This window comes from Microvirga sp. jy35 (assembly GCF_056148915.1).
The window spans coordinates 1-22,510 of the sequence record NZ_JBWBEW010000053.1; the positions used below are offsets into that span (position 1 = coordinate 1).

General features: G+C 60.3%; 23 protein-coding genes and 1 pseudogene. 9 read left to right on the forward strand and 15 right to left on the reverse strand.

Annotation, left to right across the window (positions count from 1 at the left end):
* A pseudogene (locus AC0QTX_RS24480) lies at positions 1-222 on the forward strand (MarR family transcriptional regulator); the annotation flags it as partial.
* A 15-nt stretch (positions 223-237) separates the two neighbouring features.
* Here the strand turns inward: AC0QTX_RS24480 and hemN are convergent.
* Both hemN and AC0QTX_RS24490 read right to left on the reverse strand, forming a co-directional pair.
* Positions 238-1,590, reverse strand: a complete 1,353-nt coding sequence (hemN, locus tag AC0QTX_RS24485; protein WP_474606416.1) for an oxygen-independent coproporphyrinogen III oxidase — start codon at positions 1,588-1,590, stop codon at positions 238-240.
* A 933-nt stretch (positions 1,591-2,523) separates the two neighbouring features.
* The gene (locus AC0QTX_RS24490; RefSeq protein WP_474606417.1) at positions 2,524-3,390 is read right to left on the reverse strand and encodes a Crp/Fnr family transcriptional regulator; all 867 of its coding nucleotides are present in this window, start codon (positions 3,388-3,390) and stop codon (positions 2,524-2,526) included.
* A 74-nt stretch (positions 3,391-3,464) separates the two neighbouring features.
* Between AC0QTX_RS24490 and AC0QTX_RS24495 the strand changes: the two genes are divergently transcribed.
* On the forward strand, positions 3,465-3,890 hold the full coding sequence (locus tag AC0QTX_RS24495; RefSeq protein WP_474606418.1) for a hypothetical protein: 426 nt from the start codon (positions 3,465-3,467) through the stop codon (positions 3,888-3,890).
* A gap of 19 nt (positions 3,891-3,909) precedes the next feature.
* Here AC0QTX_RS24495 and AC0QTX_RS24500 read toward each other — a convergent pair whose 3' ends face one another.
* A complete protein-coding gene (locus tag AC0QTX_RS24500; protein WP_474606419.1) occupies positions 3,910-4,038 on the reverse strand; it encodes a hypothetical protein in 129 nt (42 codons plus the stop codon).
* Between the two features lie 692 nt (positions 4,039-4,730).
* Here AC0QTX_RS24500 and AC0QTX_RS24505 point away from each other — a divergent pair.
* Complete coding sequence (locus tag AC0QTX_RS24505) at positions 4,731-5,099, forward strand: hypothetical protein (protein WP_474606420.1); 369 nt, start codon at positions 4,731-4,733, stop codon at positions 5,097-5,099.
* Positions 5,096-5,809, forward strand: coding sequence for a DnaJ domain-containing protein (locus tag AC0QTX_RS24510; protein WP_474606421.1), 714 nt, complete (start codon positions 5,096-5,098; stop codon positions 5,807-5,809). Before AC0QTX_RS24505 ends, AC0QTX_RS24510 begins: the two co-directional genes overlap by 4 nt.
* A gap of 70 nt (positions 5,810-5,879) precedes the next feature.
* On the opposite strand, the gene AC0QTX_RS24515 is transcribed toward AC0QTX_RS24510, so the two are convergent.
* The 12 genes from AC0QTX_RS24515 to AC0QTX_RS24570 form a co-directional block, all read right to left on the reverse strand.
* Positions 5,880-6,536 carry a dioxygenase family protein gene (locus AC0QTX_RS24515; protein WP_474606422.1) on the reverse strand — a complete coding sequence of 219 codons (657 nt, stop codon included), beginning with the start codon at positions 6,534-6,536 and terminating at the stop codon, positions 5,880-5,882.
* Between the two features lie 208 nt (positions 6,537-6,744).
* Positions 6,745-7,422, reverse strand: coding sequence for a protein-L-isoaspartate(D-aspartate) O-methyltransferase (locus AC0QTX_RS24520; RefSeq protein WP_474606423.1), 678 nt, complete (start codon positions 7,420-7,422; stop codon positions 6,745-6,747).
* 170 nt (positions 7,423-7,592) lie between these two features.
* Positions 7,593-8,387, reverse strand: a complete 795-nt coding sequence (locus AC0QTX_RS24525) for an ABC transporter permease (protein WP_474606424.1) — start codon at positions 8,385-8,387, stop codon at positions 7,593-7,595.
* Between the two features lie 9 nt (positions 8,388-8,396).
* A complete protein-coding gene (locus tag AC0QTX_RS24530; protein WP_474606425.1) occupies positions 8,397-9,278 on the reverse strand; it encodes an ABC transporter permease in 882 nt (293 codons plus the stop codon).
* On the reverse strand, positions 9,275-10,393 hold the full coding sequence (locus AC0QTX_RS24535) for an ABC transporter ATP-binding protein (protein WP_474606426.1): 1,119 nt from the start codon (positions 10,391-10,393) through the stop codon (positions 9,275-9,277). The genes AC0QTX_RS24530 and AC0QTX_RS24535 overlap by 4 nt, the downstream gene beginning before the upstream one ends.
* A gap of 38 nt (positions 10,394-10,431) precedes the next feature.
* Positions 10,432-11,481, reverse strand: coding sequence for an ABC transporter substrate-binding protein (locus AC0QTX_RS24540; RefSeq protein ID WP_474606442.1), 1,050 nt, complete (start codon positions 11,479-11,481; stop codon positions 10,432-10,434).
* Between the two features lie 48 nt (positions 11,482-11,529).
* The gene (locus AC0QTX_RS24545) at positions 11,530-12,201 is read right to left on the reverse strand and encodes an RraA family protein (protein WP_474606427.1); all 672 of its coding nucleotides are present in this window, start codon (positions 12,199-12,201) and stop codon (positions 11,530-11,532) included.
* An 11-nt stretch (positions 12,202-12,212) separates the two neighbouring features.
* Complete coding sequence (locus AC0QTX_RS24550) at positions 12,213-13,019, reverse strand: carbon-nitrogen hydrolase family protein (protein WP_474606428.1); 807 nt, start codon at positions 13,017-13,019, stop codon at positions 12,213-12,215.
* Between the two features lie 135 nt (positions 13,020-13,154).
* On the reverse strand, positions 13,155-14,066 hold the full coding sequence (locus AC0QTX_RS24555; RefSeq protein ID WP_474606443.1) for a LysR family transcriptional regulator: 912 nt from the start codon (positions 14,064-14,066) through the stop codon (positions 13,155-13,157).
* Between the two features lie 468 nt (positions 14,067-14,534).
* Entirely contained in the window at positions 14,535-16,421 is a 1,887-nt protein-coding gene (locus tag AC0QTX_RS24560; RefSeq protein ID WP_474606429.1) for a bifunctional sugar phosphate isomerase/epimerase/4-hydroxyphenylpyruvate dioxygenase family protein, read from the reverse strand.
* A gap of 65 nt (positions 16,422-16,486) precedes the next feature.
* Positions 16,487-17,167: a GntR family transcriptional regulator gene (locus AC0QTX_RS24565; protein WP_474606430.1), complete on the reverse strand. Its 681-nt coding sequence runs from the start codon at positions 17,165-17,167 to the stop codon at positions 16,487-16,489.
* On the reverse strand, positions 17,164-17,832 hold the full coding sequence (locus AC0QTX_RS24570) for a GntR family transcriptional regulator (protein WP_474606431.1): 669 nt from the start codon (positions 17,830-17,832) through the stop codon (positions 17,164-17,166). The genes AC0QTX_RS24565 and AC0QTX_RS24570 overlap by 4 nt, the downstream gene beginning before the upstream one ends.
* Before the next feature lie 196 nt (positions 17,833-18,028).
* On the opposite strand from AC0QTX_RS24570, the gene dctP reads away from it, so the two are divergent.
* From dctP to AC0QTX_RS24595, 5 genes are all read left to right on the forward strand, one after another.
* Positions 18,029-19,021 carry a TRAP transporter substrate-binding protein DctP gene (gene dctP, locus AC0QTX_RS24575; protein WP_474606432.1) on the forward strand — a complete coding sequence of 331 codons (993 nt, stop codon included), beginning with the start codon at positions 18,029-18,031 and terminating at the stop codon, positions 19,019-19,021.
* An 87-nt stretch (positions 19,022-19,108) separates the two neighbouring features.
* Complete coding sequence (locus tag AC0QTX_RS24580; protein ID WP_474606433.1) at positions 19,109-19,627, forward strand: TRAP transporter small permease; 519 nt, start codon at positions 19,109-19,111, stop codon at positions 19,625-19,627.
* Positions 19,624-20,925 carry a TRAP transporter large permease gene (locus tag AC0QTX_RS24585; RefSeq protein ID WP_474606434.1) on the forward strand — a complete coding sequence of 434 codons (1,302 nt, stop codon included), beginning with the start codon at positions 19,624-19,626 and terminating at the stop codon, positions 20,923-20,925. The genes AC0QTX_RS24580 and AC0QTX_RS24585 overlap by 4 nt, the downstream gene beginning before the upstream one ends.
* 28 nt (positions 20,926-20,953) lie before the next feature.
* Positions 20,954-21,403, forward strand: coding sequence for a type II 3-dehydroquinate dehydratase (locus AC0QTX_RS24590; protein WP_474606435.1), 450 nt, complete (start codon positions 20,954-20,956; stop codon positions 21,401-21,403).
* A gap of 5 nt (positions 21,404-21,408) precedes the next feature.
* Positions 21,409-22,311, forward strand: coding sequence for a shikimate dehydrogenase (locus tag AC0QTX_RS24595; RefSeq protein WP_474606436.1), 903 nt, complete (start codon positions 21,409-21,411; stop codon positions 22,309-22,311).
* Positions 22,312-22,510: the final 199 nt, after the last annotated feature.

Consider the following 22,510-nt stretch of genomic DNA (forward strand, 5'->3'; position numbering starts at 1 on the left):
TGGCTCAAGCGCCGCCCGAGCGAGGAGGACCGGCGCGAGGAGATCCTGACGCTCACCGCCCAGGGGGAGAGCGCCTATCGGCAGATCGTCCCCAAAGCTCTCGCATTCGAGCGTCGCCTGCTGGACCAGCTCGGACCGGAGGCCGGGCCCCTTCTGGAGGCCCTGAGACGCCTCGAGGATATCGTCAAGGTCGCAGTACGGACTGGGGACAGTCAGCCCTGATGTCTAGCCGTGCGGTCACACCGCACGGCTATGGGTGCGTCCGGAGGTGCCCAGGTATGCATCGAAGGCCGAGGCCACGCTCCTGACCAGGAAGCGGGCATTGTCGTTCACCGACAGCACATCGCCCTCAAGCCGGATGATACCGTCGTCCTGGAGCACGCGCAGCTTCGGGATCGCCTTCAGGATGGTCTCGGGAGCGGCCTCGTGCTGGCGGCAGACCTGCCCCACATCGACCCGGAAGTCGCACATCACGCGCTCGATCAGCTCGGCGCGCAGACGATCGTCGGCCGTAAGAGCATAGCCCTTTGTCGTTGCCAGATCCCCACGCTGGATGCGCTCGGCGTAGCGCCCGAGCACGACCTCGTTCTGGGCATAGCCCTGCGTCAGCCGGCCAATGGCGGAGGCGCCGAAGCCGATCAGCACATCGCTCGGATCCGTGGTGTAGCCCTGGAAGTTCCGGTGCAGAACGCCGTCGATCTGGGCCTGCACCATGGAATCGTCCGGCAGGGCGTAATGGTCGAGGCCGATCCGACGGTAGCCTGCGCTCACCAAAGCCTCGGCGATCGCCTCAGCATGGACATAGCGTGCTTCGCCGTCGGGCAGCGCCGCCTCGTCGATCTTGCGCTGGTGCTTCTTGAACGAAGGCACATGTGCATAGCCGAAGACGGAGAAGCGCTCGGGGCGGAGCGCAATGCTCTGCCGGACCGTCTCGACACAGGATTCCACCGTCTGGTGCGGCAGGCCGTAGATGAGGTCGAAGTTGATGCCACGGATGCCCGCTTCCCGCAGGCCTTCCGACGCGCGGGCGGTCTGCTCGAAACTCTGGATGCGGTTGATGGCGCGCTGCACGACCGGATCGAAGCTCTGGACGCCCAGGCTCGCACGGGTGACGCCCGCCTCGCCCAGAGCTCTCGTCATCGTCTTCGTCAGGGTCCGCGGATCGATCTCGATCGCGATTTCCGCGGAGTCTTCCAGAACGAACCTCTGCCTCATGAGGCCCACGAGACCGAGCAACTCGGCCGGCTCCATGATGGTCGGCGTTCCGCCGCCGAAATGCACGTGCCGCACGGCCAGTGGACTGGTCAGGCGATCCGCCGCCAACTCGATTTCACGGCGCAGAACGGCGAGATAATCGATAATCGGTGCATCGCGCTGAGTAATGGTGGTGTGGCAGCCGCAATACCAGCACATGGAGCGGCAGAACGGGATATGAAGATAGAGGGAGGCAGTGGCGTCCGCCGGCAAGGAGGCCAGCCAATGCCCGTAGGCCTCGTGGCCGATGGCATCCGAGAATTGAGGCGCCGTAGGATAGCTCGTGTAGCGCGGGAGCCGCTCCTCGGAGTATCGCGCTCTCAGGTCGTCTCTCATTGGGGCCTCACAGGTCAGCGTGCCGCGATGGCTGGTAGCCAGCGCAGGTCAGATCCCCTGATGTACCGGGCTTTGCCCTCCGGTTCCTTGACCTTGGTCAAGTCGAGCCGCATGTCGCGGCTATTGAGATCCGCCTTTACCTCGACAGCGTTTGGGAAAAATCAGCCTTACGCGGAGCGTCCTCCTGCGGCCAAAGCGCTCCAGCCTATCCCTGATCACGCGGGCAATATCCGGCCCAATTCCCGGCACCTGCTCGATCCGGGAAGCCATCGCCCTCACTGATCAAGAGATGCGACCTGGGCGCTCTCCAGGGCTTTCCACGCGCTTATGGGCAGGCATAATCCATCGAACGGATCATCGCTGGTCTTCGAAGGTCTTCGGGACATGGGGTCGCCTCAGGTGAGACTGATGCTCAAGCGCTGCCATTCGCCTAAAACACCCTGGTTCCCGCTCTATTCCCGAATGCGAGTACTTTCGCCCTGACCGCCTCCTCCTGCCATGAAATCCTGAGCGTGATTTGGGTAGAGCTGATGCTTTGTTACGCGGATCTCTTGCTCCAAGGGCATGTTAGGATCTTGGACGCTGCTCCACCACTTTAGCGGTACTGAGAGCCTATTCGGGCAGTGCGCGGTTGAATTAGCAGCCGTGAACCACATGACCCGAGTGAGGACGGAGGCGTGTGTCATGGCCGAAGTACGGGTTGGCGTGAAGGTTTCCGACGATCGGCAGACAGTCACGATCGAGATCGGCTCGACGACAGGTCCGTCGAACCCGGTCGGACTTGATCTTGAGCAGTTCACGAAGCTGATTCAGCTACTCGGTCAGGCTAGGTCCCGCATGGTCGAGGGCTCATTGAAGCTTCCGCTTGATGGTAGGACGGTGGAAACCGTTATCGAGCCACCCTGGTACGTGCAGGTCGCAAGCATCGACGGCTCACTGCTCGCGTTCGATCACCCGTCCTATGGGCCACTTGCCTTTGCAATTCCAAGGGACGACGTGGTCAGGATCGTGCGGATCCTGAACGAGCATCTCGCACTGCCACCCGGTCAGCCGGACAAGCCGAGCTAGGCTCTTCCAGGATTGCTTCGACAGAGCTAGCCCTGACGACCGGAACAGCCGCCGGTGCTGGCCCTGCGCCGGAGGATGCCGACGCATCCCTTGACTGACTAGGTTGCTACCCGCGGACGTGTGAAAACCGTCCAGTACACCAGGGAAAAGCACACGAATGCTCCGACCCAGGCACCAGCTGCCATGTGCAGCAAGATCCTGTCGGCTCACCGGGAATGGAACTTCGATCCCTTCTTCGGTGTGTTGTCCATACGTGTCGATAAGTTGCAGAATGGCGCGGGCAAGGCGCTGTTCGACAGGTTCGATCGAAAGATCCCGCAGCCTGCTCTCCATCTCTCGCAGGCGCGCCCCAAGATCCCGGATCACGTTGAGTGCCATGGGCGGATATTGATCGACAAGCCGGCGCATGACTTCCGATGACCACTGGAGTTCGACGCAATCTGTAACAGCGGTGGCATCGGTCGGGTAGAACCGCCCCAGCAAGGCCGGGCTGCCGAAGACAGCGCCCGGTCGGACATAGTTGACGATCATGCGGGAGCCGTTGGAAGTGCGCTGGACCAGTTGCACGGCACCGGAAATCACCACATGCACGGCGCAGGCGGGCTCCCCCGCTGTGAAGACGACATCTCCAGCCGCGATGGTTCGCCGTTCAGCCAGCAGCAGCACGCCTCTGTCAGCCTCCTCATTGAGACCCTGGAGCAGTCCTGCAGCAAGAACATCGCCCGGTCTCATATGAAGCTCCTGGCCTGATATGTTCCGCGTGCTGCCGCGAGGCTCCTGGCCTTCGTCATAGCGGCAGCTCCCGCTTGTGCCGCAGCCTCGATATCCTGGAAGAGCAGCGTAATCTCGTCGAAGACACCCAAGTCCGTCCCGTTGGACCCGACAGTGTCGATCTCGCCGACGAGTTCAAGCAGCACGGCAATTCGCTCTGCTTGATACCGGGCATCAAGCAGCATCATCCTGAGCTGCCGCCGGGCTTCGAGACTCTCGAAGCGTTCCAAAGCAGCATCGAGCTCGCTGCGGCAGACGCAATCCAGGTCAAGCGTCCCGACGACAGCGCGAACCCGGCCGAGCCGTTGCGTGGAATCCAGAAATTCCGTGCAGCGAGCGGGCCTCTCTTCATATGGATCGAAGACCCTCGCCCCCTCTCCTGGCTGCTCCCTCACTACAGTTCGAGTGCAATCCTGTTGTCCAAGCCGTTTTCGCCGGCAGGTGCCGCCGCAACTCCCTAAGGCACATAAAGACGGGAAGTCAGATCATAGCTCCAAGAAGCGCTACACCGGCGATGAACGCCATCATCGCCATTGCGGCCAGCACCGCGGCGACGGCAAGCCCCTGACCGAGTGAGCGCAAGAGGGGATTGTCAAACCAAATGGCCATCTGCAGGCTCCTCGGGAACAGCAGATCCTTACCGTATCCTCGTCTCCGCTGATTTGATGCAGGACAAATTCGGAGCGCTTTAAGACCAGTGCTGGTTAAATCGAGGCTCTGGTCCAAAGCTGAGTGCAGCACTTAGCCTCTTCTTGCGCCTGGTCTCCTTATCTGTCGGCCTTTCTGGCAAACGCTCGGCCGCTTGCGCGAAGCACCGGGAGGCGCCCGTCCGACAGTTCCGGCTCTACAGCTTGTCCCTCAGCGTATCCATTCGCTATCCGTTCTGCCCGCGGATTTACAGGTGCCTCATCCAGCCCCATATCCTCTAAGAGGGAGATGCAATGGCAGACAAGAAGGACGTCACTCAACCGCCCACAACCGCTGGTAGCCGCACCTCGATGGTTGATTCTTTCCTGGCGGACGCAAAACGGCTTGGACCGTTGGCGGGCAATGCTTCCCGTGCCCGGCTCATATTCGCTCTTGATGCCACCATGAGCCGGCAACCCACTTGGGATCTCGCCTGTAGGGTTCAGGGCCAGATGTTTGCTGCGGCCAGTGAGGCCGGTGGGCTATCCGTGCAGTTGGTCTACTTCCGAGGCTTTGACGAGTGCCGGTCCTCCCGGTGGGTTGCGGACTCGCGTACCCTTACAGACCTTATGGCAAAGATCAGTTGTCGCGGTGGTCAAACGCAGATTGGGCGGGTGCTCCGTCACGCTCGGACCGAGGCGAGCCAAGCGCCTGTGAAGGTGCTCGTCTATGTCGGAGATGCCATGGAGGAGCCGATCGACGATCTCTGTGCCGTCGCGGGCGAGCTTGGCCTTCTTGGTCTAAAGGTGTTCATGTTCCAAGAGGGACTTGACCCTGATACGGCTCGGGCGTTTCAGGAACTCGCGCGGCTAAGCGGCGGAGCTTATGCGCGGTTCGACGCAGGAGCCCCCCAGGTCTTGTCCGAACTTCTGCGCGCCGCGGCGGCCTATGCGACCGGCGGCGTCGAGGGTCTCACACGGTTGGCCGCAGGAAGCGCGCAGGCCCGGGGTCTGCTCACCGCCATCACCGGACATAAGCCGTGATGTTGCTGTATGGCATTGCAGCGGTTGCCGTCCTATGGTTCTTCCTGAGCAACTTTGCGCACGCAAATCCGGCTACCCTCGCAAAGCTCCTCAAACTCGCTGGCGGCACCGTGGCTCTTGGCATTGCGGGATTGGTCGCCGTGCGGGGGCGGATCGATGTGGCCTTGCTCATCGGAAGCCTCGGTGCCTGGCTCCTTGGTTGGAGCCGCCTGAGTTTTCCTGGTTTTGGTGGGCGGGCGAAACGGTCTTCCGGCAGCATTTCTCGCGTTCGCTCGACTCTGGTCGAGATGACGCTCGATCACGACACCGGCGAGATGGAAGGAACCGTACTCGGGGGTGTGTTCGCGGGACATCAGCTCGGGTCCCTTGATGAGGTACGCCTGCGGGATCTGCTGGCGGAGTGCTATGCTGCCGACACGGACGGCTCACGCCTTCTTGAGGCTTATCTCGACCGTCGATTTCCTCATTGGCGTGAGAATACTCGAAGTCAGGAGCAGCCGCGGGCGGACGCCCTTTCCCCATCTGGTGCCATGACGCCTGAGGAGGCCTACCAGATCCTGGACCTCCAGCCTGGAGCGAGTCTTGAGGAAATCCGGCAAGCTCACCGCACCCTGATGAAGAAGCTTCACCCGGACCAAGGCGGCTCCACCTATCTCGCAGCCCGCGTGAACCAGGCCAAAGACCTTCTGTTGCAACGTCACGGTGGGTGACCGGCAATGCCGTACCAACTCCTCATCCGGATGACTGGCGAACTGGATGAGCCTAGAAGCAACTCAAAATCTACGCCGCCACGATAATATCGAACCGTCCATGGAGAGCACCGGGTTCAGGCACTTGCCCGGAAACCAGGGAGACAATCACGCTGCGACGAGCCTGTGGGTCACGGATACGGTTGAGGACCCAATCCCGTGCGTTGAGGGGCTCACCCTCAATGTACATCTGCGTCACGAGACGCCCCTGCCCTGGCACATGCACCGCAAAATGTATGTGCGGTGTCCGACCGGGATAGGGCACTGGCCGGATGGTGCGGAACCGATATTGTCCCTGTTCGTCCACTTGAGCGCGGCCATAGCCCTGGAAGGCATGGTCGATACGCCCCTGCCCGGCTGCTTGAGGATGGCGGTAGATGCCGTTCGCATCGCATTGCCATATTTCGACAACGCTGCCGGGTTTCGGCTGCCCGCGAGTGTCCAGCACCTGCCCTGACACATGGATCACCTGTCCCAGCGCCTGGGTGGCCCGCCCTGTGACCCGCACGAGGTCGCTGTCCATGTCGGGCGGAAACTCGACAGGGTAGAAGGGCCCCTCCGTCTGTCCCGGTGTTGGGACAGGTTCAGCCGCAACGAGGCTCTTCGGGATCATGATGGAGGCGGACGCGACAGCCGTTTTAATCAGAAAAGAGCGTCGATCAGGATTCAGGAAGGGATGTTCGCTCATTGCAGAACCCCAGGCTTGGATCACGACATAGCAGCATAGACGATCGGGTCCTGCAGGCCAGTTCACGGCAGCCCACATCGCACGAACGTGATGAAAGGATCCAAGCTGCCTGTTAAGAAATGGCACTCGGGCATGGGCTGTGCTGATCGGTATATGAGAAAGCCGAGGTCAACTTTAACAATAGAGCAGGTCGAGGAGACACAGCCTTTCAGGTGATCGTCTCGAGGCGGCCGAACCGCACAGGCAGATGTTCCTGAACACTTGTCCGGCTGTTGACATCCTTATTGATGATGGTGAGACGTTGCATCTCGTCGGGCCCCAACGGCATAACCAAGCGCCCGCCTGGTTTGAGCTGATCGAGCAGGGCGACAGGCACTTTATCGGCTGCGGCCGAAACCAAGATCTTGTCGAAGGGAGCGTGCTCGCGCCAGCCTCGGGTCCCGTCTCCCTCCCTGATTTCCACACCGGCATAGCCGAGCTGGCTGAGGAGTTCGCGTGCAATGCTGGCGAACTCCTCGACTATCTCGATGCTCCAGAGGCTACCGGTCATCTCAGCGAGGATTGCGGTCTGATAGCCCAACCCAGTCCCCACCTCCAGCACCCTCTCGCCTGGCTGCGGGAGTAGCAAATCGGTCATGAGCGCGACGATAAATGGCTGTGAGATTGTTTTATCGAAACCGATGGGCAGGGGAGTGTCCTGATAAGCGTAAGGCGCAAGGGGGGCTGGGACAAAAAGATGCCGCGGCACCTTCCGCATCGCTGCCATCACCTGCTCATCCAACGCCGCCTTGCCAGTTTCGTCGCTTGCGAGATCCGCGTGGATGGCGATCATCTCGACCATATGCCGACGCAGGATCGCTAAATGGCTCTCGTTCATCGGCCTCATGATGATCCCTTGAACAACTCGCCTGGTATTCTGACCAATCTGATGGTCACCTCACAATACCACCGATGAGAGCTGCCGTATCGGGCCAGCCTGCACAACGATCAGATTTTTGCACGAGCATCGAAGCTTAGCCATACCCATGCTTAAGGTATTGACGAGTGGTGAGGCTCTTACTTCACGAAAGTCTTTGAGAGGCCAACAGTGCGGTCGACGATCATCACCACCGCCAGGGTAAGCAGGATCAAGAGCACTGAGACGCTCGCCACCAGGGGATCCGCGCGGCTCTCCACGTGGTGGAACAGTTCCACCGGGAGGGTGGTGAGGCGCGGCCCTGTGAGGAAGAGCGTGATCACCACCTCGTCGAAAGAGACAAGGAAGCACAAAGCCGTCGCAGCCACGATACCGGGTGCCATCATAGGCAGCGTCACCCGGCGGAACACTGTAAGCGGACGTCCGCCGAGGGTGGATGCCGCCTCCTCACAGGCGAGATTGATGTTGCCGAGCGTCGTCGCAAGCACGCGCAACGCGTAAGGCAGGGTGATCACGAGATGGCCAATGACCAGCCCCGTGAAGGTGCCGAGGAAGCCTGCCGATGCGAAGACGATGAGGATTGCAAGACCCAGTACGATTGTTGGCAGGAGCAGGGGCGCCGTGAACAGATTATAGAGGAACGTTGATCCGAGGGTACGCATCCTGACGATCACGTAAGCTGCCGGAACCGCTACTGCGAGAGAGATCACAGTTACGATCGCGCCGAGCATCAGGCTTGTCCAAAAAGCCGAGATCATCTTCGGGTTGTCGGCGAGGGCTGCATACCAGCGCAGGGACCAGCTTTCCGGCGGGAAAGACAGAATCTGCTCGCCGCTGAAGGAGATCGGCACGACGAGGATCACTGGCGCCAGAAGGAACAGGAACAGCAGCGCCACCAGGATCTTCATAGGCACGGAGGTAGCATTCGATTCCATGATGATCCCCTAGTCTATAGCGCGAAGCACACGGGCATAGGCTCCGAGCGCTGCACCGAATATGATCAGCACCAGCATCGATAGCGTTGCGGCGAGCGGCCAGTTCAGCGTCACGATAGCCTGATCGTAGATCTCTGTTGCGAGCAGGAAGACCCGCCCTCCCCCCAGCAGTTTCGGAGTGATGAAGGACGATACTGCCAGGACGAAGCAGAGCAGACATCCAAGCGCGATGCCTGGCAGCGTCAGCGGGAGGATCACACGCCAGAACGTCTTGGCCGGCGGGGCCCCGAGGGTCATCGCCGCCTCCTCCTCCCGTGGATCAAGGCGGCCGAAACCGGCAAGTAGCGACAGGATCATGTAGGGCATCAGAATTTCGGTCAGCCCAATGATCACGCCCGTCGTGTTGAACATCAGACGCGGCGGCGTGATGCCAAGGGCCGCTATGGAGCTGACGATGGGACCTTGATCAGCGAGCAGCGCGATCCAGCCATAGGTGCGGACCACGGCAGATGTGAGCAGCGGCGAGATGACCAGCACTGTCAGGAAGGTGCGCCAGCGCCCGGAGCTCCGGTGCAGATAGAGGGCAATCGGATAAGACACGACGAGAGTCGCCAGCGTAATGCCGAGGCTGACCAGAATCGAGTTGACGATCAACTCGACATAGAAGGAATCACCGAACAGTCCAGTCCAGTTAGCGATCGTGAAGGCCTCACGGATACCACCGCCGGCAAGAGCTTCGTTGAACGACATTCGCGCCAGGTTCAGGACCGGTAGAATGAATCCGATGGCGTTGATGATCGCGATCGGGAGAAGGAGCACTGCCGCCGTTCCGGTTCGACCGGAAGTCAGGCGAGGCATCACCGGCAGCGACGGAGCCGTGATCGCTGTCATGGGTTCCTCCCGAACACCATGGTGTCCTCAACCCGCCATAGCACGGTAACTGGCGCTCCCACCTTCCTCAGACCGTGGCCATGATCGGAGGCAGCCTCCACGACGATCTCCGTTCCACCCACATCGACGTGGTACTGGAGGAGGTCGCCCACGAAGGTGACACGGGTGAGGCGCCCCGCGAGACGGTTCGTGCCTTCCGCGGCGAAATCCTCGCCGTTTCCAGCTTCGACCAGCCTCATGCGATGGGGACGGACCATGATTTCGACGTTGCCGCCCGGCCGGCCGGGCACATGCAGGTCCATGGTGCCTATGATCACGCGCCCGTCCCCCTGGGCATTGCCTTCCAGGCGGTTCGTGCGACCGACGAAGGAGGCCACGAACGGGGTTGCGGGATGCTCGTAAACGTCGACGGGCGTGCCGATCTGCTCAAGCTGGCCGCTCCTCATGACCACCACCTTGTCGCACATGCTCAGGGCTTCGACCTGATCGTGCGTGACAAAGACCGCCGTGATGCCGAGGTTCTGCTGAATGTCGCGGATCTCGTTGCGCATCTCGTCGCGGAGCTTGGCGTCCAGGTTGGAGAGTGGCTCATCAAGAAGCAGGATCGATGGTCGGATCACCAGGGCTCGGGCCAGGGCCACACGTTGCTGCTGGCCGCCTGAGAGCTCGCGCGGCTTGCGCTCGGCCAGCGCTTCGAGCCGCACCATGGCGAGCGCCTCCTTCACGCGACGCTCGATCTCGGGTCGCGGGACGGAGCGCATCTCAAGACCGAAAGCTACGTTCTTCGCTACAGTCATATGGGGAAACAGAGCGTAGGACTGGAACACGAGTCCCATGTCTCGGCGGTAGGGTGGCATCACGGTGATATCCCGTCCTCCTACAACAATGCGCCCGTCGGTTGGCTTAATGAGACCGGCGACCATGCGCAGGGTCGTTGTCTTGCCGCAACCGGACGGCCCGAGGAGCGCCACGAGTTCTCCCTTCGGGACTGCAAGATCGAGGGCCGCTACGGCGATGGAGTCGCCGTAGCGCTTCGTGAGCCCGTCGAGTCGCAGGTGCACGTCAGAGCCGCCGGATACGGTCGGGCTGCCGGAACGGATTGACTGATGCATCATGGCTTTCTCCAGCGGGCGTTCGGCTGCGGCAAGTGAGGTTAGCGGCTCAGCGGGATGACGCGCCGGCGCCACTGCTCCGTAATGGCATCGCGAATGCCTGCAACAGCAATCCAGTCGATTCCGATCATCTCGTCCATCGAACCGGCAGCCGTGCGAGCCAGCGCCTCCTTGGATATCTTTTCCTGAGCCTTCTGGTTGGTCGGAGCGTAGAACATCGCTTCCGTGAATGCTGCCTGAGTCTCGGGCTTCAGCGCGAAGTCGATGAAGGTCTTGCCCGCGTCGCTAGCCGGAGCGTTCTTCACCAGATTGATCGTGTTGATCTGGAAGCCGCTGCCCTCCTGCGGCAGGACTACGCCGAGCTTGCCGCCGGACGTGCCGGCGTAGACCTGCGCACGCGCATTCCAGCCGATGCCTAGCGCTGCTTGGCCATTGGCGATAGGGGTGTAAACGTCGGGCTTCGGATCCCAAGTCTGCACGTTGGGAGCGAGTTCCCCAAGCATCTTGATGCCGGGTTCAACGGTCTTCTTATAATCCTCCTGGCCGGCCATCTTGTTGGCGATGATCGTCAGAGTCGTGCCCTGGATATCAGGAACGGCCGGAATTGTGACCTTGCCAGCATACTGCTTGTCCCACAGCGCCTTCCAGGAAGTTGGCTCGGTCTTCACCTGGTCCTTGTTGTACAGAAGAACAAGATTATCGAAGGTTACAGCAACACCGCCCACGCCCTCGATGCGGGCGGTGGGGTAAAGATCCGCCACGTTCTTCGACACGCTCTCGTCAATCTTGTCGAACAGGCCTTCGTCAGTTGCCGCTTTGGAGACCGACACGTCCATAATCATGACGTCGATCTGGGGCGCGGCCTTCTGGGCGCGGAGAGTGCCGAGCATCTGAGCCGAGTTCGGCATGCCGTAGAACTGAACCTTGATGTCCGGGTGAGCCTTCATGAAGGGCTCGACAACGGCTTTGGTGTAGTGATCTTGAAAGATGCCGCTATAGGCGGCGAGCGTCACTGTCTTGGTTTGAGCCAGAGCCGGTGCCGCAATCGCGAACGCGATCGCGGAAGCGCCAAATAAAACACGCAGCTTCATCATCGTTATTTCCCTCTGATTATTGACTGCCCTTCCGAAGCCGACGCGTCAGGCGACGCGCCGGTTATTCTCCTCTACGATGCGCGTCGCACCAGAGATGTCTGGCAGCTTTTCGCCGTTTCGAAGCCGCTCCAGCAGCTTAAGTTCGTTCTCCTGCATGCCGATGGCACGCTCGGCGACGGCTCTTGCCTCCACTGGGTTCAAGACAATGACGCCGCTCTCGTCGGCGAGGATCGCATCGCCCGGCTCTATCACCTGTCCGCCGACGGTCACGGGCACGTTGATCGCTCCTTCGAGCCCCAGGATCTTCGTGGTGATCGGTGACGGACCGCGGCACCACATGGGCATCTCGACCCGGCGTATCTCGGAGAAATCGGTAGCCGGCCCATCGACGATGCCAGCTCTGACGCCTGCGATCTTCATGGAATGGGTGACGACTCCTCCCCAGCAGGCGTGCTTATCATCGCCACAGCGATCCACCACCACGATGTCTCCAGGCCGGACGAGCTTGGTAAGGTAGTGCAGGATTGTGCTGTCCGCGTGCGGAATCCGCACTGTTACGGCGGTGCCGGCAACGCGTTTCTCCGGCAGAACCGCTCGCAACTCGCGGTCCACAAAGCCTGAGTGGAGAAAGTGCCCAACGGTAGCCGTTTCGACCTTCTCCAAGAGATCGATCAACTCCTGAGAAATCTGCTCCGGCATGGGATTGACAGTGAACATGTGCGCGCTCCTCAGGCTAGGACATGATGCTGGGCAACAGGCACATTGCGGCGCACATGTGTAACGTAATCCAACTCGAGACGGGCACTCGTGGTCGCAACCATGTCGGAGCATTGGGCAACCATGTGACCCCAGGGATCGATCACCATGGAATGGCCCCAGCACCACTTCTTGCCGCCCGCGTGCGAGTTCACTTGCCCGACCGCAAGGAAGTAGGTCTGGGTCTCAATCGCGCGGGCGCGAGCCAGCGTTTCCCAATGGTCCTTGCCGGTCATGAGCGTGAAAGCTGCCGGCAGCACGATCACATCAGCACCCGCATCGCGCAGCTTCCGGAACAGTTCGGGGAAGCGAATATCGTAGCAGATGGCGCAGCCCACCGTGATATCGCCAACCTTGTAGGTCACGACATCCTGACCCCGGCTGATCGTATCCGACTCGCGATAGCTCGTGCCGCCTGGGATGTCGACATCGAAGAGGTGGATCTTGCGGTAGCGGGCGATCTCGGCGCCGTTCGGGCCAAATACGAGAGTCGTGTTGTAGTGATTGTTGCCCTCACGTTCGACCACGCTGCCAGCATGAATGGTTACGCGGTGCTTGGCGGCGAGACCCGACATGAGCTTGTAGGACTCACCATCTGGAAAGAACTCACCGTTGCTGTGAACGTTTTCCCGACCCTCTCCGAGATATGCATAGTATTCCGGCAGTACGATGAGGTCGGGTGCCTCATCGGCGACCGTCTTCTCGATCATGGCAGCGGCGGTTTTGAGATTTTCTGCCTTGTTGTCTTGGGAGTTCATTTGAACTAAGCTGACTTTCACGTCCCGGCCTCCTAGAAGATCTATGGCCGCATGAGAGCGCGGCTTCCGTGCCACGACAAACGCGAAATACTTTTCCTTTACCCCAAGTTTTCCTTGTTCGGCACTGCACAATCCCTCCACAGCACGGCTTGGCACCTACCAGGAGGCACCATCCGTCTGGGCGAGTGAAAAACTGTGAGCGACCTCCTGCGCCATCTGCGCCACAACGGCCGAAATGAGATTGTCAGGATGATCAGAGTAGATAGCGTGGAAGCTGAGAGGCGGAAAGCCGGGTGACACGTCGAGTGCGACGAGCGTTCCGGCTGCGAGTTGCTCCCGCACGATTACCGTCGGCATGGGTGTCACACCGATTCCGTCCTGCGCCAGCCGGATGATGGTGGCTAGCGAATTCGAGTTGTAGGTGGTCGGATCCTCAATGCCAGAGTCCGCAAGCTGCCGTAAGAGCCTGTGGTGGGGAACACTGTCCTTGGAATAGGCGAGGATCGGATGGTCGGCGAGTTCCGCGAGGGTTAGCGGCCTGTCGGGAAGTTCCAGCTTGGGACTCGCGAGCCAGGTACAGGCGAAGGTGCATAGGTCGAGATTGATCAGGTCTGGTGCGATCACCGGCCCCATAATCAATGCGAGGTCAAGACGCCGCTCGGCCACTTCCCTAGCCATGTTGAGGCTAGTGTCGGTGTTCAGGTCCATGGCAATCCCGGGATACCGTGCCCAGATCCGCTCGATGAACTGCGGCAACCAAGCGTGTGCGATTGAATCAATCGTGCCGATCTTGATTGATCCACGCAGGCTGCTGGGATCGCTTACGGCTTCCCGAAACTCGTTGGCAGCCCGTACCAGTTCCTCAGCCCTAGCGACCGCCTGCTGTCCTAGGCTGGTAAGCCTGATGCATCGAACATCCCGCTCGAACAGCCTGACTCCAAGATCGCGTTCTAGAGTTGCGATTCGATTTGAGATTGCCGCCTGCGTCGTGTGAAGTCTCTCGGCTGCTGCACTAAAGCTCCCCAGCCTCGCAACCCACAGAAAGGTTTCCACAAAGCGCAAGTTCATGCTCAATATCCGCGAGATCCCAAACTGCAATTTCGGATCTTAATGAGTTCTGGGCGGATGATGCAACCTGACGCTATAATGTTATATCTGAAGTCCCTATTTTGTCTCTCATCCCTAAAAGGGATATATCTTCAAACATCCAACCGAATTCGCCGGATATCAGTGCCTGAAATCTTGTTCCATATGGGTGCTCGCGAGCTTGATCACAGCTTCCATTCTTGCCGCAGCCCGAGTCTTTCTTGTCAGCCGAATGCCAGCACGAGTCCGGCAGGGATACTTACAGCTTCACTTCTATAAGTAATACATTTGCATTTAGCCACGCGCGCAATAATCTTGCTCAGCCGGAAGAGAGCCCCATGCTTTCGCAATGCCTGAATTTGAGACCACAAGTCGGATTCCACTTTTCGCGAGACTGACCTCAGATAGTCTTTTGTCCGGTACCCTACATTCCATCGGCTTGTCACGCAGTCAGAGTCCAGTGGGGCCAGTCTCTGCTGCCAGACCTGTCTGAGATGCAAGGCGGATGGGAGCATTAGCGGCTCCATAGCCCTGATAACCGCGCCGTTCCACGATCTCGAAGAAGAAGCCCCCCTCCATGGTTTTTGTATAAACCTGAAAATACTCCGCTCCACCCTCCTGATCGTACAGAATATGGTTGGCTCGCAGCCGCTCCACATCTTCGATGGAGAGATCCGTCCTCACTTCAAGATCGTCGTAGTAGTTCTCCGGAATGGGCAGGAGATCGATTCCGCCTGCCTTCAGGCGCTGCACCGTCCCTATGAGGTCATCGGTCGCGAGCGCGATGTGCTGGACCCCGGATCCGAAAAGCTCGTTGAGGAACCGCGACGACAACGTGCGCTGGCTCTGCGACGCGTTGAGGATGAGGCGCAGCGAGCCGTCATGGGTCTCGATGGCCTGGCTCTGTACCACGCCGCCGGGATCCAGCACGGTTTGAACCGGCGTCTTCCGCACATCGAGAAGGGAGCTGTAGAACAGAAGCCAAGTCAGCATCTCCTCGTAATGCATGGATTGCGAGACATGGTCGACCGCAACCAGCCCTGCTCCTGTGAAGTCCTTCACGTCGGTGGGCTCGAAGTCGGTATCCCAGAGACGATCCAGTCCCGACTTGCGATCGACGAAGTACAGGATGCTGCCGCCGAGACCGCGGACGGCCGGGATCTTCATCTCAGCCGGCCCGACCGGTTGCTGGAAGGGCTGATCGAGCAGCGTGACGGCACGGTTCACCGCTGCACGCGCGTCGTCGACCTGCAGCGCCAGCGCGCAGACGGAGGTGCCGTGCGTGATGTTGAAGGAATGGGCGAAGCCCTCCTTGTCGGCGTTCACGACGATGTTGATGTTGCCCTGACGCCATCGCGTCACGGCCTTCGAGCGGTGGCGGCCTGCCTTCTGAAAGCCGAGCCCACTCAAGGTCAGCTCGAACCTGGCAGCATTGCGCTCGTCGAGGGCGAATTCCACGAACTCGACGCCTGAGCTGACCGCCTTGGGCGGCAGCACGGGTTGATCGGGCAGAGCCGCTCCCGTCCGACGACGCAACTCGTCGAGCATCACGATGAGGGAGCGCTGCCCGTCGATGGCGACGCTGCGCGCGGAGCCTGCTCGGAAGCGGTCGTTGAAGATTTCCAGGGAGAGAAGTCCATCAAAGCCCGTTGCGCCTAATGCATCCATGAACGCGCCAATGGGCAGTTCGCCCTGCCCCGGAAAGCAGCGGTAATGCCGGCTCCAGGACAGGTGATCCATGTCGAGCTTGGGAGCATCGGCCATCTGCACGAGAAAGATCTTATCCGACGGGATCGAGCGGATGGCTGACAGGTCCGTTCCGCGAGCCAGCACATGGAAGGAATCGAGCACGAGGCCGACCGCAGGATGGTTCGCGCGACGCACGACCTCCCAGGAATCGCGATAATCGTGTATGTGGCGCCCCCAAGAGAGCGCCTCGAAAGCCACGCGCAGGCCGCGTTTCGCGGCGCGCTCGCCGAGTTCATGAAAATCCGCCGCAGCGCGTTCGATGCCCCCGAGCGAATCCGGAGAGACGTTGCTGCACACCATCAGGAGGTCGCAGCCAAGTTCCTGCATGACATCGAACTTGCGCTCGGCACGTGCGAACACCTTCGAGCGCTGAGGCTCTGGCATGCCCTCGAAGTCGCGGAACGGTTGAAAGGTGATGGCCTCAAGTCCGAGTCCCTCGATCATGCGCCGGGCATCAGCCGGCGTGCCATTGAAGGACAAGAGATCGTTCTCGAAGATCTCCACACCCTTGAACTGCGCGGCCGCGATGGCCTCGATCTTCTCAGTCAGGGTGCCGCTCAGGCAGACGGTGGCGATGGCAGTGCGCATGCTCGACAGTCCATTTCCTCGTTTGTGATCGGGAGCCTGTGTCGATCGGCCTGCTCCGTCTCTCGTCAGCTGATCGTTCCGGTGGCCAGTGCATGCTCGACGCCGCCAGCCACATGGCGCGTCAGCACCTCGCAGGCCCGCTCGGCATCTCTTTGCAGAGCGCATTCCAGAAGCTCGGCATGTTCGCTCGCAGCGATCTCACCGCGATAGCTCAGGGCGATCATCTGATAGCGCAGATACTTGTCGAAAACCGCTGCATGGTTGTCGATCAGCATCTTGGAACCGCAAGCGGAGATGAGTGCCTGGTGGAACTGCCAGTCGTAGCGCTTCCACTCCTCAGTGTTGGACCTATCGCCCTGAGCCATCCGCTCCTCCATCCGGGAGAGTCGGTGGTGGGCGGCGACGACGCGGCCCTCCCATTCCATATCACCAGACCGGAACGATTGCTCCAGCGCGCGGCATTCGAGAAGCTGCCGCAACGCGGCAATCTCTCTCAGATTGGCAATCGAGACAGGCGCCACCTCGAAACCCTTCTGCCCCTCTGCGACCACAAGGCGCTCGGAGTGCAGGCGATTCAGGATCTCTCGAAGCGTGCTGACGCTCGCATTATAATCGGTCTTCAGGCGCTCGAGCTTCAGCTTCTTACCGGGCGGAAGGTGTCCGAACACGATATCGGCTCGGATCTTTTGATACGCGCTCTCCCCAACCGTGGCGGGAGGCGCAAGGACATGCATGTCATCGCTCATGCCAGTGCTCCGCTCCCCAGCGTGTAGGACACGCATCCGTTCACATGCTGCGCCAGTACCGCGCAGGCCTTATCGGCATTGCGCGTCAGGGCGCAATCGAGCAGCGTTCGATGCTCCTCCGCGGCGATCTCTCCGCGGAAGACGACAGCCACCATCTGGTAGCGCAGGTATTGGTCAAAGACCCCACCATAGAGATCGAGCAGGGTCTGTGAACCGCAGGCTTCGATGAGAGACTGGTGGAACTCGCGGTCATAGCGCTTCCATAGCTCCGTACTCTTCGGGTCGCCTGCCAGCATCCGCCGCTCCATGAAGGCGAGCTTGTGATGGGCGGCTACAACCCGGCTTTCCCATTCCAGGTCGCCAGCGGAGAAGGACAGGGGCAGTGCATAGGTCTCAAGGAGAAGCCGCATCGCTGCGACATCCTCGAATCCCGCCGGAGAGACAGGTGCCACCCGGAAACCGCGTTGACCCTCAGCGATGACCAAACTCTCTGACGAGAGCCGGCTCAGGATCTCACGCAATGTGCTGACGCTTGCCCCATAGGCTTCCGCCAGTCGATCGAGCCGCAGCCGCAGGCCAGGAGCAAGGCGCCCGAAGATGATGTCGGCCCGGATCCGGTCATAGGCGCGATCCGCAATGGATGTAGCCATCAATTCTATGCTCATCGGGCTTTTGCTTTCTCCTGAGCCAGCATGGAGACCCCTCCAGGAACATCCTACCTCTTCAGATAACGTCCGAAGCATATGTTAGAACGCAAAATATCAGATGATTTCAAAAATGCCTATTGATTTTGCAAAAATCGGAGCGGATAGTACCCTTCAAGACGCAGGGTCATGCGCGACAATTGAAGGAGAGGAAACCATGGGATTTGACATCAATCGACGTGTCCTGATGGCTGCAGGCGCGGCCCTTCTGACGTGGGGCACGGCTGGCCCGGCCGCAGCACAAGCAACCACGAACCTGAGATTCTCGGCTGTGTTCTCCGAGCAGGACATCCGGGCGAACATGATGAAGCAGTTCGGCGAGGAGGTGAAAGCCCAGGGCTTCAACCTTCAGCCCTACTACGGCGGCACCCTGTTCAAGCAGGGCACTGAACTCGTCGCCATGCAGCGCGGCAACCTCGAGATGGGCAACATCGCCCCGCAGGACATCTCGAACCAGATTCCGGAATGGTCCATCGTCACTTCCGCCTATCTGTTCCGCGATGCCGACCACCTGAAGAAGGTGTTTGCGAGCGATGTAGGTCAGCAGCTGAAGAAGATCGCCTCTGACAAGCTCGGCATCCATATCCTCGGCCCCACCTATTTCGGCGCCCGGCATGTGGGCCTCAAGCCCAACAAGAAAATCAGCAAGCCTGAGGATCTTGCGGGCATCAAGCTGCGCATGCCCGGCGGCGATGCCTGGCAGTTCCTTGGGCAGTCTCTGGGAGCAAACCCCACGCCGATGGCTTATGCGGAGGTCTATACCGGGCTCCAGACGGGAGCCATCGACGGGCAGGACAACCCACTGCCAAACGTGCAGAACATGAAGTTCTACGAGGTGATGTCGCAGATCGCGCTGACCTCCCACCTCGTCGGCTTCGACGTTCTGGCCGTATCAAACAAGGTCTGGGAGTCCCTGTCGCCTGAGAAGAAGGCAGCCTTCCAGGCGGCGGCCGACAAGGCGATCGAGTGGAGCACGCAGGAACACTTGAAGCAGGAGGCTCAGCTTGCAACCTTCTTCAAGGAGAAGGGGCTCGAGGTCTATACTCCCGACCTGAAGGCCTTCCGCGAGTTCGCGCAGAAGAAGTATCTGGCGTCCGACCTGGCGAAGAGCTGGCCGGCCGGCATGGTTGATAAAATCAACGCGATGTAAAGCCTGAACTCGGCTGCCAGGGCATCATATTCTGGCGGCCGAGCTTTGACGATTGTTCAGCGCTTTCTCACGAAGGAAACGGTTCCCATGACCTCATCCTCGCGGGCACTCGGCTCGTGGCTTGCCAAACGCGCAGAGAACGTCGCCGCCGCCATGCTGGCCGCGATGTTCGCAGCCTTCCTCCTGCAGATCGCATTCCGGTATCTTCTGGGGCTTCCGATCGGATGGACGCACGAGATCAGCGTCGTCCTCTGGCTCTGGCTCGTCCTGTGGGGCGCTGCCTTCGTCGTCAGCGAGCGTGAGGAAATCCGCTTCGACATCATCTACGGCGCTGTCAGCCCCGGGCCCCGGCGCGTGATGGCGCTCATCAGCGCCTTCGCTGTAATCGCTCTCTATGCCATCTCGCTTCCAGCCATCGTCGACTACGTCACTTTCATGAAGGTTGAGAAGACAAGCTACCTCAAGATCAGGTTCGACTGGCTGTTCTCGATCTACATCGTCTTCGCCGTTGCCACCATCATTCGCTACATCTGGATCGCCTGGCAAGCCATGCGGGGCGTGGCACCGGATGAATTCGACCCTACCAAAGCGAGCTCCGGCGTATGAACCTGACCAGCCCCTTCTCGATCTCGCTCGTTGCGATCACCGCCCTCGCCTTTCTCGGCCTTCCCATCGGCCATTCGATGATAGCCGGCTCGATCCTGTACCTGCTCCTGGCGGGATTGGACATGGGAACGGCCGCCGAGCAGCTGCTCAACGGCATGTATTCCAACTACGTCATCCTGTCGGTTCCGCTGTTCATTCTCGCCGCGGAGTTCATGAATATCGGCAGCATGGCGGACCGCCTCATGGCGTTCTGCAATGCCCTCGTGGGCCGCTTCCGCGGCGGCCTCGCGCAAGTGAACATCCTGCAGAGCATCATCTTCGCCGGCATGTCCGGTTCGGCCATCGCCGATGCCGCTGGCACCGGGCGCATGATGCAGGCCATAATGACCCGAGACGGCCGCTATCCCGGAAGCTACGCCGCCGCGCTGACGGCCGTCTCGTCGGTGATCGGACCGATCATCCCACCATCGATCCCGATGGTGCTCTATGCCCTCGTATCCGACGCGTCGATCGGCTTTCTCTTCCTGGGCGGCGTCGTTCCGGGCCTGTTGATGGCCCTGAGCCAGATGATCATCGTCGCTACGACCGCGCGCCGCAGGAACTTTCCCGTCGAGAAACCAGTTCCGCTTCGCAAACTGCCACGGATCACCTGGGAGGCCTTTCCTTCGCTGATGATGCCCGTCGTCCTTCTCGGCGGCGTCTACAGCGGCGTGATGACTCCAACGGAAGCCGCAGCCGTCGCGGCGGGTTACGCGCTTCTCATATCCGCAGGGCTTTATCGCAGCGTGAGCTGGCGCGACTTCTACAATGCACTCGCCGTCAGCGCGAGAACGACTGCCTCCATCGGCATGCTGATAGCCGGTGCGCTCGTGTTCAACTATGTGATCACCGTCGAGAACATTCCGGAAGGCGTGAAGACGCTGCTGGCAGGGTGGGAATTGTCCCCCATCGGTTTCCTGATCTTCGTCAACGTCCTGCTGCTGCTCTTAGGCTGCGTGCTCGAAGGAACGGCGATTCTGCTGATCGTGGTGCCGGTCTTCATCCCGACCGCGCAGGCCCTCGGCATCGATCTCGTGCATTTCGGTGTGGTGGTGGTCGTGAACATCATGATTGGCCTGATCACGCCGCCTTACGGGCTGCTCCTCTTCATCATGGCGAATATCTCCGGCGAGCCGTTGCGCGACATAGTCCGCGACTCGCTGCCGTTCCTCTTTGCCATGATCGTCTCTCTTGCAATCATGACCTTCGTGCCCGAAACCGTGCTCTGGCTGCCGCGCCTCTTCGGCTACCAGGGATGAGCCTGCTCCCTTTCAGAGACACATGCCGATGAGCAAGCCGATCTACATTATCAACGGGCCCAACCTCAACCGCCTCGGCACCCGCGAGCCGGAGATCTACGGCAGCACGACCCTGGCCGAGGTGGAGGCAATGTGCCGGGAGGCCGCCTCGGGTCATCCCATCGTCTTCCGGCAGTCGAATCGTGAGTACGAGATCATCGAGTGGGTGCACGAGGCGATTGATGAGAGCCGCGGGATCATCATCAACCCGGCCGCATTCACCTTCACCTCTATGGCGATAATGGACGCTCTGAAGATGTTTATGGGCCCGTTGATCGAGCTGCACATCTCAAACATCCACCGTCGTGAGCCGATCTATCACAAATCATACGTCTCGCCGGTGGCAACGGCCGTCATCGCGGGTTTAGGCCCCGAAGGCTATCCGATTGCAGTCCGGGCGATCCTCGGCATGATCGATCAATCGCACGCGGATGCGTGAAATCCATGACAAGCGATTTTTCATCAAGGTCTTTATCGCAGGCTGATGAAGCCGTAAGGATCTCGAACAGTCCTTCCGTTCTCGTTGGACTGGTAGGCGCCGGAATTCAGGCCTCACGTACGCCGAAACTCCACGAGCGAGAGGGCGCCGAGCAGGGCCTGCGCTACGTCTACAAGCTGATCGATCTGGAGACGTTCCGTCTCGATGCCAGCGCCCTTCGCGAGATCCTCACTGCAGCGCAGCGGTTTGACTTCGCAGGGCTCAACATCACTCATCCCTGCAAGCAGGCGGTGATCCCCCTGCTTGACGAACTCTCGCCGGATGCGGCTGCGCTCGGTGCCGTCAACACCGTCGTGCTGAAGGATGGACGGCGGGTTGGGCATAACACCGACTGGTGGGGCTTTGCCGAAAGTTTCCGGCGCGAGCTGTCGGATGTCCACATCGACCGCATCGTCCAGTTTGGTGCTGGTGGCGCTGGCGCCGCGGTGGCTCACGCTCTCCTGACGCTCGGCGCAGGCGAGGTGACGATCATCGACACGGACCAGACCCGCGCCCATAATCTAGCAGCGTCTCTGTGCGAACGTTTTGGAGAGCGCCGCGCTTCAATTGCCCTTTCCGCAGGCGATGCTATGGCCGCCGCCAATGGAATGGTGAACACGACGCCGCTGGGCATGGCGAAGTACCCAGGCATGGCGGTTCCTGCCGACCTTTTACGCTCAGATTTGTGGGTTGCCGATATCGTCTACTTCCCGCTGGAAACCGTGTTGTTACGCCAAGCTCGGGCGCGAGGGTGCCGCACCATGTCCGGCGGTGGCATGGCTGTGTTCCAGGCTGTTGGCGCTTTCCGGCTCTTCACCGGCCTGGAGCCGGACGCGGAGCGGATGCTCCGGCACTTCAGCGAGATGTAACACGCCAACACAACACTGCATCAGGACATAAACGAGAGTTTTCCAGAGTGACTTGCTCGGCAATGCAGTTCCTGGCTCAAATGTGAGACTCAGCTCCCAATCTCATGAAACTCGGGCCCAGAGAAGAACCAGGCGTCGGCTTGACCTCTGATAGAGTTCTCCTCTCCCGCTACATGTCAGTAACGTCCGGTGCTCTCTC